The sequence below is a fragment of the Rhizobium sp. G187 genome, assembly GCF_051549525.1.
Classification (GTDB): Bacteria; Pseudomonadota; Alphaproteobacteria; order Rhizobiales; family Rhizobiaceae; genus Allorhizobium.
In genome coordinates, this window is the sequence record NZ_JBPUGM010000001.1 from 122273 (window position 1) to 133973 (window position 11701).

The following is an 11701-nucleotide window of genomic DNA, read 5'->3' on the forward strand; positions in this document are numbered from 1 at the left end:
CTTATTTGCCTTCGACCGTCGTCTCGTACCAGGCGACGAGCAGTTTGCGCTCTTCGTCCGAGATTTCGGTGATGTTTCCGGGCGGCATGGCATGGCTGCGGCCGGCCTGGATGTAGATTTCATGGGCATGGGCGGCGATTTCGCCGTCCGTCTCAAACTTCACGTTCTTCGGTGCACGCGCAATGCCTTCCCAGACGGGTTCGGCGGCGTGGCACATTGAACAGCGGCCCTGTACGACATCGCGCACGGCTTCGAAATGGCCGTTCTCGACAAATGTCTGTTGCCGCGGCGAGAGACTTGCCTGTTCTTCGCCGGTCAGCACCTTGGGTACGGTCGAGAGCCACATGATGACGATGAAGATCAGCACGGTGACCAACCAGGTCCAGGTCGGCTTGCCCTTCCTGGCATGTGTGGTGTTGAACCAGTGGCGGATGGTGACGCCCATCAGGAAGACGAGGGCTGCGATGATCCAGTTGAACTCCGTAGCAAAGGCCAGCGGATAATGGTTCGACAGCATGAAGAAGATGACGGGGAGTGTCAGGTAGTTGTTGTGCAGCGAGCGCTGCTTGGCAATCACGCCGTATTTCGGATCCGGCGTGCGCCCCGCGATCAGGTCGGCGACGACGATCTTCTGATTCGGGATGATGATGAAGAAGACGTTGGCCGACATGATGGTCGCGGTAAACGCACCAAGATGCAGGAAGGCGGCGCGGCCGGTGAAGATCTGCGTATAGCCCCAGGCCATTGCGATCAGCACGATGTAGAGGAGCGCCATCAGCCCCCAGGTGTTCTTGCCGAACGGCGATTTGCACAGCAGATCATAGAGGATCCAGCCGACGGCAAGCGATGCGAGCGACAGACAGATCGCCTGCCAGGGGGCAAGTTCCAGCACACTGCGGTCGATGAGGAAGAGATCGGCGCCGCCATAATAGACGACGGCCAGCATGGCAAAGCCGGAGAGCCAGGTGGCGTAGCTTTCCCATTTGAACCAGGTCAGGTGCTCCGGCATCGAGGCGGGTGCGACCAGGTATTTCTGGATGTGGTAGAAGCCACCCCCATGCACCTGCCATTCCTCGCCATAGGCGCCGACAGGCAGGCCGGGCCGTTTCACGAGGCCTAGATCGAGCGCGATGAAATAGAAGGACGAGCCGATCCAGGCGATGGCCGTGATCACATGCAGCCAGCGGACGGCGAAGGACAGCCATTCCCAGGCGATCGCGTATTCATACATTTCCCAAGTCTTTCATGTTCCCCATTGTCGAAGACATTGCGAAAAAATCCGAAGGAAGGGAAGGGGGAACGACGCGGTGCAGCAAACGCTGCACGGGAAGTTTTGCACGCTACGCACGATTACAGCTTGCCCCTCCAGATGATCGCGCCAGCGGCTTTCTCTCTTTGGTGCCAGATGACGGATCTCATTCAAAGTCGGGCAGGTTCGCGCGCAGGAAGTCGCGGAAGGCGCGAATTTTTCCGGCATTGCGCCTCGCCTCGGGATAGACGAGCCAGTAATGCGAGCCGTCCTCGCAGGTGAGGTCGAAGGGCTGGAACAGCCGACCGGCTGCCACGTCTTCCGCGTAGAATTCAGGACGCAGAATGGCAACGCCGTGCCCCGCCACCGCAGCGGTAGCCTCAAAGGCCTGGGCGCCAAGCTTGCTGCGCGGATAGACGTCGAGCGCAACATCGGGATGACCCGCTGCCGTGAACCAGATCTGCCACCAGCTGTCGGAGGGGTCGATGATGCGAAGCTTGAGGAGATCGAGTGGGGTGTTGATGCCGCCGACGCTTTCAGCCAGCTGTGGGCTCAGCATGGGCGTGAAATGGTTTCGCATGACGAAATGGGCGCGCAGGCCTGGCCAGTTTCCCTTGCCGTTACGAATGGCGAGATCTGCCTCTATGCGGCTGAAGTCGATCATTTGCTGGGAAGTTTCCAGTCGCACTGCAATGCCGGGATTGCTCAGCTGAAACAGTCCAAGATGGCGCGCCAGCCATTGTGAGGCAAAGGTGGCGGTGGAGTGAATGATCAAGGTGGCCTCTGTCGTATTGCGCAGATCGGCCAGCGCCTCGCGCAGGAGCTCGAAGCCCTCGACGACTTTCGGCAGCAGGCGATCACCGGCCTCGCTCAAAGCAATCCGGCGTGGTTTGCGCAGGAAGAGTGCCTCACCGACATGCCCTTCCAGAAGCTTGATCTGATAGCTGACCGCCGTCTGGCTCATGCCGAGTTCCGCACCGGCGAGCGTGAAACTTTGCAGTCGCGCGACGGCCTCGAAGACACGGAGTGCATTGAGCGGCAACTGTTTCGACAGTTTCATGGATAAGTTCTCTTTATGCAGCTGCAGCGTAATTGAATTGGATCGCCGCTGCAACCGCTGGCATGGTCAGGGCATCAGAAACCCAAAAAGATCAACGCGCTTGGAGGCCGGCAGAATGTCCGCGATCCGCAGAACCGTGCCATTGTATCAGCTCTGGTCGCTCCTTTGGACCAGCGTTTACCGATCCCATCGAGCGCCACCCTTGATCCATATCGATGATATGCCCGATGATCTCCTGAAGGATATTGGACTTGAACATCGGGTGTCAGGGTCGGAACGGTTCGGCAATGCCCGGCATCGCCGCGGTGGTTTGGGCGACTATCTTCGCCCAGGGCCTCTTTGAGGAAACCGATTTGGTGTCAGAGGGTTACGTGATTTTCTGACGAGATGACCTCAGCTGTTGACACACAGGAGTGAGGTTGTCTGGCCGAGCAAGACACCCAGCAGTTCCGCCGCTACCATAGCGGCAATCACCGAGGGGCGCTTGTCTCTCACCGTGCTGCCGCCAATCGGCAGGATCAATCGTTCCAGGTCCGCTCGGTTGCTCTGCTCGCGCTCAAGATACGAAGCGAAGGTGGCACGTTTGGTTTTTGAGCCGATCATGCCGACATAGGCGAGATCGGTGCGGGCAAGCGCTTCTCTTGCGATCAAAAAATCCAATGCATGATCATGGGTGAGAATGACGGCAGCACCGCCGTTCGGTATGTCGGATATCACGGTTTCCGGCATGGCGACGTGACGCCTTGACACCTCAGGCGGCAAGTCTGCCAAGGCTTCGGCCCGGGTCTCGACAACCGTCACGGAGAGCGGCAGCGGCGAAAGGGCATGGGCGAGGGCCAGTCCCACATGGCCGGCTCCGAAAATGAAGACCGAAGGCTCGACTTCCGTTTCCCGCAACAACTTGTCTTCGAGTGCCGCTGCCAGTGATGCGGTGACAGTCGAAAACCGCAGCGTGGTGCGGCCTCCACAGCATTGGCCGATCTCGGGGCCAAGCGGGATGTCCATTACGGCCACGCCTTGGCCGTCGAGCAGTTGCCGGGCATTGTCGATAGCCATGAACTCGAAGTGCCCGCCGCCGATCGTGCCCCAGATGGCCTCTCGGGAGACCAGCATCAGCGTGCCGGCATCGCGTGGGGTGGACCCCCGGGCCTCGGTGATTTCAACGAGGATGCTGTGGGGGTGGGCGACGAGGAAGGCGGAAAAATCTGTCTTGGCCATGATGAAGGCATACTAGCATTGTCGAGATGGAACAGGACAGGGCCGCTGTGGGTTTGTCCGCCATGGTTTTGTGACGCCACCGATCCTTCCAGCCGCAACGCGGCTCCCGCCTCGGCTTACCTCAGGAGTGACAATGACCCGGACCAAGGGCACGATCATCTGGTTGACTGTGGCGGCGTTTGCCGTGGCCCTCTTCTTCATCAATCCGCTGGCGGATATTGCCGCACGCTTCAGCCATGATGTGATGATTGGGAGCGGTGCTCTCTATGGAACGCTCAGGATCGCCAATTCGGTGATGAGTGTGGCGCGGGATGCGGATGTGACGGGTGGAGTGGGCGTCGCCTCTGTCACGGCGAGCCCCGGCCAGTTGCTACAGCCGGTGATCAACACGATCGAGCGCATGGTCGATCTCCTGTTTTATCTTGCGATCGTCTCCGGCATCCTGTCGCTGGTGCTCGTGCCGGTCGCCAAGGTCGCGGCAGCGGGGCTTGCCGGTTTCGCGCTCATCTGCGCTGGGCTGACGCTGATTTCCCGTCGTGTACCGCTGGTCATTGAGCGTCTCGCAAGATCCTTTGCCGTGCTCGGCCTCCTTGGCGCGGTGCTGCTTCCGGCATCCTATACGATTGCCTTTTACGCCGGCGACGCCATTACCGACGAGGCCTGGATCAATGCGACCTCTGTGTTCGAAAAGGTCCAAGGCGATCAGGGGCTGGTGGAAGCACAGAGCCAAGTCGAGGCGATTAAGCAGGAGCGATCACCCGACGAAGACCAGGCCTTTGGACGTCTCGGGCAGGCCTTTTCAGGCACCTTGCAGGCTGCATCCGACATGGCCGCCTCGGTGGCGGCCAATGCCCGTGTCATCAATGACGGCATCGCCATTTCGGCGGATCTGTTCAATGCCTCCATCGGCATTGCCATTGCCTATCTGGTCAAGCTGCTCGTGCTGCCGGTGATGCTCCTGGCGGCGTTCCTCTATCTTCTGAGGACCGCCTTGCGCTGACGGCCTTCAAGCCTTCTTCAGCCTCTCCACCGCCATCAGCACCCGCTCCGGCGTCGCCGGCGCATCGAGTCTCGGGCAAATCCGGTAGTCCGCGACCGATGCGACGGCCATGGACAGGGCTTCAAGCACCGAGATCGCCAGCATGAAGGGCGGCTCGCCGACGGCCTTGGAACGACCGATCGTCGGCTCGGCGTTTTCTGCCCAGGGCACGAGGCGAGTGTTGAAGATCTTCGGCCGGTCGGAGGCAAGCGGGATTTTGTAGGTGGAGGGGGCGTGGGTGCGTAAGCGTCCCTTGCTGTCCCACCAGAGTTCTTCTGTCGTCAGCCAGCCCATGCCCTGAACAAAACCACCCTCGATCTGGCCGATGTCGATGGCCGGGTTCAGCGATTTGCCGACATCGTGGAGGATGTCGGTGCGGTCCATCAGATATTCGCCGGTCAGCGTGTCGATCGAGACTTCCGAGCAGCTTGCGCCATAGGCGTAGTAGTAAAATGGTGTGCCGCGACCGGCGGCGCGGTCCCAATGGATCTTTGGCGTCTTGTAGAAACCGGCGGCGGAGAGCTGGACGCGGGCGAAATAGGCTTGTTTGGCAAAGTCGCCGAAGGTGAAGATATGCTCGCCGACGCGCACCCGGTTTGGTAGGAACTCGACCTCGGAGGTCGGAACAGCATATCGTTCACAGGCAAACGCGATCAGCCGTTCCTTGATCTGGCGCGCGGCATCAAAGGCCGCCATGCCATTCAGGTCCGAGCCGGAAGAAGCCGCGGTGGCCGAGGTGTTGGGCACTTTGCCGGTCGTGGTCGCGGTGATCTTCACCGTGTCGACATCGACCTGGAAACAGTCGGCGACGACCTGGGCGACCTTGGTGTAGAGGCCCTGGCCCATTTCGGTGCCGCCATGGTTCAGGTGGATCGAACCGTCCTGATAGATATGGACGAGCGCGCCTGCCTGGTTGAAGGCGGTCATTGTGAAGGAGATGCCGAATTTCACCGGGGTCAGCGCAATGCCCTTCTTGATGACAGGGCTCGTCCGGTTGAAGTCGATGATCGCCTGGCGTCTAGCCTGATAGTCGCAGGAGCTTTCCAGCTCTTCGACAACGCGTGCGATGATGTTGTCCTCGACCTGCTGATGATAGGGGGTGAGATCCCGGCCCGAGCCCTTCTCGCCGTAGAAATTGACCTTACGGACCTCGAGCGGATCCTTGCCCAGCGTATAGGCGATCTCTTCAATCACCCGTTCAGCACCCAGCATCCCTTGTGGTCCGCCGAAGCCGCGATAGGCGGTGTTGGAGACGGTGTGGGTCTTGAGCGGCTGCGAGGTCAGCTTCACATGCGGGTAGAAATAGCTGGAATCGGCGTGGAAGAGGGCGCGGTCTGTGACCGGGCCTGAGAGATCGGACGAATAGCCACAGCGGGCGGCGAAGTTGGCGTCGATGGCTTGGATACGTCCGTCATCATCATAGGCAACGTCGAAATCGACCTTGAAATCGTGGCGTTTGCCGGTGACGCTCATATCCTCGTCGCGGTCGGGGCGGAACTTCACCGCGCGCTTCAGCTTCTTGGCGGCGAGCGCTGCCAAAGCTGCAAACTGGTTGCTCTGCGTTTCCTTGCCGCCAAAGCCGCCGCCCATGCGCCGGGTGTTGACGGTGATGGCGTTCGAGGGAATGTCGAGCACATGGCCGACGATGTGCTGCACTTCCGACGGATGCTGGGTCGAGGACCAGACGGTGACATCATCGTCCTCGCCGGGAATGGCGAGCGCGATGTGGCTTTCGAGATAGAAATGCTCCTGGCCGCCAATGCGCATGGAGCTCTGGATGCGGTGGGCCGCCTTGTCGAGTTCGGTTTCCGGCGTGCCGCGCTTCAGCGTCATGCCAGGGGTGACGAGCGGTGCACCATTTTCCAGCGCGCCGTCGATATCGGTCCAGAAGGGCAGGTCCCGATATTCAACCTTGGCGAGACGGGCGGCCTTGCGCGCCGCGTCGCGGGTTTCGGCAATGACGGCGAAGATGGTCTGGCCGTGGAATTCGATTTTGTCCGTCGCAATCAGCGGCTCGTCGTGGCGGCCTCCAGACGAGACATCGTTGACGCCGGTGATGTCATCTGCGGTGAGCACGTAGACCACGCCCGGATAGGTTTTGACGGCAGAGAGGTCGAGCGACAAGATCTCGGCATGGGCCCGATCTGCCATGCCGAGTGCGCCGTGCAACAGGCCTGCGGGTTCGGGCATGTCGTCGATGTAGTTGGCGGTCCCGGCGACATGTTTATGCGCCGAGTCATGCCTGAGCGACTGGTGCATGGGGCCCTTGATGTATTTGGTCGTCTCGTAGGTCGCCTTGTCCATGATCACGCCTCCTCCGTCGCGAAGCGCTGCAGTTCCTGCGGCGTGCCGGAAACCTCAAGGAAGAACCGGGTGAGCAGGTTCTTCGCCGTCAATTGGCGGTATTCCGCCGTGGCGCGCCAGTCGGTGAGCGGCTTGTAATCGAGGTCGAAGGCGTCGCGGGCGGCTTCCACGGTCGCCTGGTTAAAGGGCTTGCCGTAAAGAGCTGCCTCGACCGAGCGTGCCCGCTTTGGGGTGGCTGCCATGCCGCCAAAGGCGATGCGGATGTGGGTGACCACGCCGCCAGCATCTCTTTCCAGATGGAAGGCGCCGCAGAGTGCGGAAATGTCCTCGTCGCGGCGCTTGGAGATCTTGTAGACAGCCACATGGCTCGACGTCTTCGGGCGGGGCACAAGCATGCTTTCGACGAATTCGCCCGGCTGCCGGTCCTGCTTGCCATAGTCGATGAAGAAATCTTCGAGCGGAAGGGTGCGAGTTCCCGATGCGGACCGCAGGGTCACGGTGGCCGAGAGCGCGATGAGCGCTGGCGGACTGTCGCCGATCGGCGAGCCGTTGGCGATATTGCCGCCGATCGTGCCCATGTTGCGAACCTGCTGGCCGCCGATACGCTCGATAAGTCGACCGAAGGCGGGAATTTCAGTGCGCAACACGGTGAGGGCGCTGGAATAGCTGACGCCCGCGCCGATTGTGATGCCGTCAGGCGTGACGGAGATTTTCTGCAGATCTTCCAGATGGTTGATGAAAATCACAGGGTCGAGCATCCGCATCTGCTTGGTCACCCAGAGGCCGACATCGGTGGCACCGGCAACGACGGTCGCCTTGGGATGGGCGGCCAGAGCTTCGGCGAGACCCTCGACACTGCCGGGCACAACGAGGCGGCGGCCATCGGGACCAGAGATCGCGATGGTCTCGCGAGGGGCAAGCTCTCCCAGACGTGCGATGATTTCCGCGCGTTCGCGCTCCAAGGGGTCGAACAAGGCGGAGGGCCTGATGCGGCCGACCTGTTCGGCGGCTTTGACGATCGGTTCATAGCCCGTGCAGCGACAGAGATTGCCTTGAAGTGCCCGCTCGATCTCAGCCCGGCTGGGGTTTTCCGAGGAGAGCCACAAGCCGTAGAGCGACATGACGAAGCCTGGCGTGCAGAAGCCGCATTGCGAGCCGTGACAGTCGACCATGGCCTGCTGGACGGGATGTAGCGTGCCATCCCTTGCGGCCAGATGCTCGACAGTCACCACATGGGTGGCGTTCAGCGAGCCCAGGAAGCGGATGCAGGCATTGACCGTCTCATAGACCAGCCGCCCCTGCAGCACGCGACCGACCAGGACGGTGCAGGCGCCGCAATCGCCCTCGGCGCAGCCTTCCTTGGAGCCTGTCAGGCGTCGTTTCAGCCGCAGGAAGTCCAGCAGCGTTTCGGTTGGATCGACCGTCGAGAGAGTAATGTCCTCGCCGTTCAGGATGAAGCGGATGTGGTTCATGAACTGCCTTTCGCTGCGTCAGGGCCGCATTACTGCGCGGTCCAGCCGCCATCGATAGAGATATGGGTGCCGGTGATCTGCCGGGCGGCATCGCTGGCGAGGAAAAGGGCAACGGCGGCCACCTCCTCGATTGCGACGAATTCCTTGGTGGCCTGCAGACGCAGCATCACGTCGGACTTTACTTCGGCCTCGGTAATGCCGCGCGCCTTGGCCGTGTCCGGGATCTGCTTTTCGACGAGCGGCGTCAGCACATAGCCCGGGCAGATGGCGTTGATGGTAACGCCGAATTCCGCCACTTCCAAGGCGACCGATTTGGTTAGCCCGAGGATGCCATGCTTGGCGGCGACATAGGCCGATTTGAACGGCGAGGCGACGAGCGCGTGGGCCGAGGCCACATTGATGATGCGGCCCGTCTTCTTCGCTTTCATGCCAGGCATGGCAGCGCGGATGGTGTGGAAGGAGCTCGTCAGGTTGATCGCGATGATCTGGTCCCATTTCTCGATCGGGAAGTCCTCGACCGGGGAGACGTGCTGGATGCCGGCATTGTTGACGAGCACATCGACGCTACCAAATGTTCGTTCCGCGGTCGCGATCAGGTCGGCGATCTCTTCCGGCCTCGTCATGTCGGCGCCGTGGTAGATGGCCCTGCCGCCATGGGCTTCGAGCGCGCCACGCGTGGCTTCGATCTCGTCTGCGGGACCGAAACCGTTGATCACCAGATTTGCGCCTTCAGCTGCGAAAGCTTTGGCGATCCCAAGCCCGATGCCGCTGGTCGATCCGGTGACGACGACGGTTCTTGTCATGCTCTTCTCCCTTGTCGGCGGCCTTTCGCGCCGCAACACTGTGACGAGGTTATGCCCAAACGACGAGCACTGGCAATCGCGTTTTTCGAAGGCTTGCGCTTCGCGAGGTTCGGGCTGAGTGCACGCTTTGGTAAAGCCCGTTCGCTTCTGTGCAACAGTCCGTCACCCCGCTGGGGTTTGCATCGGCAGGGGCGAACTTCTATGTGTCGCAGAGTGATTTAGTGAGGCTGACCCATGGAACTTGGACTTTACACCTTTGCGGACGTTGATCCCAATGCAGCCAACAAGGGTGCAGAAGCGAAGCGACGGGTTGATGAACTTTTAGCCGAAATCCGGCTGGCGGATGAGGTTGGTCTCGATGTCTTCGGCCTCGGTGAACATCACCGGCCGGACTACATGGCGTCTGCGCCCGCGACCATTCTTGCCGCTGCTGCCGTGCAGACGAAAAACATACGGCTGACGAGCGCCGTCTCCGTCCTCTCCTCCGATGATCCCGTCCGGGTGTTTCAGCAATTTGCCACGGTGGATCTCCTGTCCAACGGGCGCGTCGAGATGATGGCGGGACGGGGCTCGTTCATCGAGAGTTTCCCGCTGTTCGGTTATGATCTCGAACAATACGATCTCCTGTTTGCCGAAAAGCTGCAGCTTCTGATGGAGATTCGCGACAACGAGATCGTCAGCTGGGAAGGCGAAACCCGCGCGCCGATCCGGGGCAGGGGCGTTTATCCCCGACCGCTGCAGGATCCGCTGCCGCTGTGGATCGCGATCGGTGGCACGCCGCAATCGGCCGCGCGCGCCGGCTATCTCGGCCTACCGTTGGCGCTGGCCATTATCGGCGGTGAGCCGCATCGATTTGCGCCGATGTTCGACCTATATCGGCAGAGTGCCGCCAAGGCCGGTGTCGATCCGACGACGCTCAAGACCAGCATCAACGTGCACGGCTTCATTCATGACACGACCCAGTCGGCCGCCGACATTTTCTATGAACCGCAGGCGGTCGTTATGAACCGTATCGGTCGCGAACGCGGCTGGGGTCCGACCAACCGGGCGCATTTCGATGCGTCGCGTGGCCCGCAAGGCGCGCTCTTTGTCGGAGACCCGGAAACGGTGGCCGCGAAGATCGTCGCAATGCACGATATCTTCAAGAATGATCGCTTCCTGTTGCAGATGGCCATCGGCCCGATGCCGCACAAGGATATCATGCGCGGGATCGAGCTCTTCGGGACAAAAGTAGCGCCGCTGGTGCGCAAGGCGTTGACGGAGAAGGCTGCGGCTGCGTAAGCAGCGCTCAGGATAGACGCAGCCGTAAGGCCGAAGGACCAGCATGATCGTCGAGACTGAAGAGGACCTGGAGCACCTGAAGGATATTGGGCGCATCTGTGCAATTGCCGTGAAAACCATGGCGGGGGCACTGGAGCCGGGGATCACGACGCGCGAACTGGACCAGATCGGCCGCAAGGTGCTGGAAGACAGCGGTGCGCGCTCGGCGCCGGAGCTATGCTATCAGTTTCCCGGCGCCACCTGCATCTCGGTCAACGAGGAAGTGGCGCATGGCATTCCCGGCGATCGTGTGATCCGGGCGGGCGATCTGGTCAATATCGACGTGTCGGGCGAGAAGCTCGGCTATTTCGGCGATACCGGCTCGTCCTTCATCGTGCCGCCGGCCAAGCCGAAGCTCGATCGGCTGTTGCGCGATGGCAAGCGGGCCTTATGGGTGGGGCTCAATCAGGTCAGGACCGGTCGGCCGCTGGCCGATATCGGCAACGCGATCGGCGCCTTCGCCAAGAAGAACCGCTATACGCTGATCACCAATCTGGCGAGCCATGGCGTTGGCCGTTCACTGCATGAAGAGCCGACGGAGCTCTCCACTTGGCCGGATCCGGACGAGACGCGGATCATGGAGGAGGGGCTGGTATTCACCATTGAACCCTTCCTGTCGCTCGGCGGCATGTGGGCGGAGGATGGCGATGATCCGTGGACGCTGTACAGCGAGCCTAAGGCGCCGACCGTTCAGTTCGAGCACACGATCGTGGTGACGAAGAATGGTCCTGTGGTGTTGACGCTGGCGGAGTGACGACCACTCGCGCCAGCTTTTCGTCGCATCGGCTTGTCGTGCCGCCTCTCGCATTCGCTTAGGCGGTGAAGCTGACGGCGATGCCCTTCTTCTTGAAATAGGACTGCATCATCTTGCGTCCCTGGCGGTTCGGCTGGGCAAGCTTGGCGGTCTCGAAGACAGCTTCTTTGGCGCCTTCCTTTGCCATGGCCGCCTTCAGGGCTGCAATATGCGTGTCGATCTCCTCGTTGTCATTGTTGATCGAGGCATAGATGTTGTCGATGGCCTGCTGCAGGCTGAGATCGCTCATGATGGTCTCCTTCGAAAGCTTTGCCCCTCCACTAGCGATTTTTGCGGGGAGGGCAAGCAAGGGTTTATCTGGCGTTCGTCGCGCGTCTCTGTCTCTACTTTGGCCAAAACTTGGTTCGTAGACGGGGACCGCTGAAGTTTTGACACCCAACAAGCGAGATGGCCTCGTCGACGCCGGCATTCATTACATTATC

General features: G+C 60.9%; 10 protein-coding genes. 3 read left to right on the plus strand and 7 right to left on the minus strand.

Features of this window, described 5'->3' with window-relative positions; all coding sequences use genetic code 11:
• Position 1: 1 nt before the first annotated feature.
• From puuD to xdhC, 3 genes are all read right to left on the minus strand, one after another.
• Positions 2-1231, minus strand: coding sequence for a urate hydroxylase PuuD (puuD, locus tag ACSV9I_RS00605; RefSeq protein ID WP_438326541.1), 1230 nt, complete (start codon positions 1229-1231; stop codon positions 2-4).
• A 184-nt stretch (positions 1232-1415) separates the two neighbouring features.
• The gene (locus ACSV9I_RS00610) at positions 1416-2309 is read right to left on the minus strand and encodes a LysR substrate-binding domain-containing protein (protein ID WP_054157681.1); all 894 of its coding nucleotides are present in this window, start codon (positions 2307-2309) and stop codon (positions 1416-1418) included.
• A gap of 393 nt (positions 2310-2702) precedes the next feature.
• Entirely contained in the window at positions 2703-3527 is an 825-nt protein-coding gene (gene xdhC, locus ACSV9I_RS00615) for a xanthine dehydrogenase accessory protein XdhC (protein WP_438326542.1), read from the minus strand.
• A gap of 133 nt (positions 3528-3660) precedes the next feature.
• Between xdhC and ACSV9I_RS00620 the strand changes: the two genes are divergently transcribed.
• On the plus strand, positions 3661-4527 hold the full coding sequence (locus tag ACSV9I_RS00620) for a hypothetical protein (protein WP_438326543.1): 867 nt from the start codon (positions 3661-3663) through the stop codon (positions 4525-4527).
• 6 nt (positions 4528-4533) lie between these two features.
• Here the strand turns inward: ACSV9I_RS00620 and xdhB are convergent, their stop codons facing one another.
• Genes xdhB through ACSV9I_RS00635 form a run of 3 tightly spaced genes read right to left on the minus strand, consistent with a single transcriptional unit; the run spans position 4534 to position 9145 of the window.
• Positions 4534-6870, minus strand: a complete 2337-nt coding sequence (gene xdhB / locus ACSV9I_RS00625; protein ID WP_438326544.1) for a xanthine dehydrogenase molybdopterin binding subunit — start codon at positions 6868-6870, stop codon at positions 4534-4536.
• A gap of 2 nt (positions 6871-6872) precedes the next feature.
• Positions 6873-8342 (minus strand): xanthine dehydrogenase small subunit, encoded by a 1470-nt coding sequence (gene xdhA / locus ACSV9I_RS00630; protein ID WP_438326545.1) that lies wholly within the window; start codon positions 8340-8342, stop codon positions 6873-6875.
• Positions 8343-8371: 29 nt separating this feature from the next.
• Positions 8372-9145: a 3-hydroxybutyrate dehydrogenase gene (locus tag ACSV9I_RS00635; protein WP_438326546.1), complete on the minus strand. Its 774-nt coding sequence runs from the start codon at positions 9143-9145 to the stop codon at positions 8372-8374.
• 234 nt (positions 9146-9379) lie between these two features.
• Here ACSV9I_RS00635 and ACSV9I_RS00640 point away from each other — a divergent pair, with 234 nt between their 5' ends.
• Positions 9380-10426 carry an LLM class flavin-dependent oxidoreductase gene (locus ACSV9I_RS00640; RefSeq protein ID WP_438326547.1) on the plus strand — a complete coding sequence of 349 codons (1047 nt, stop codon included), beginning with the start codon at positions 9380-9382 and terminating at the stop codon, positions 10424-10426.
• Positions 10427-10469: 43 nt separating this feature from the next.
• Positions 10470-11219 (plus strand): type I methionyl aminopeptidase, encoded by a 750-nt coding sequence (gene map, locus ACSV9I_RS00645; RefSeq protein WP_438326548.1) that lies wholly within the window; start codon positions 10470-10472, stop codon positions 11217-11219.
• A 58-nt stretch (positions 11220-11277) separates the two neighbouring features.
• Here map and ACSV9I_RS00650 read toward each other — a convergent pair whose 3' ends face one another.
• Positions 11278-11508, minus strand: coding sequence for a hypothetical protein (locus ACSV9I_RS00650; protein WP_054157673.1), 231 nt, complete (start codon positions 11506-11508; stop codon positions 11278-11280).
• Positions 11509-11701 lie beyond the last annotated feature (193 nt).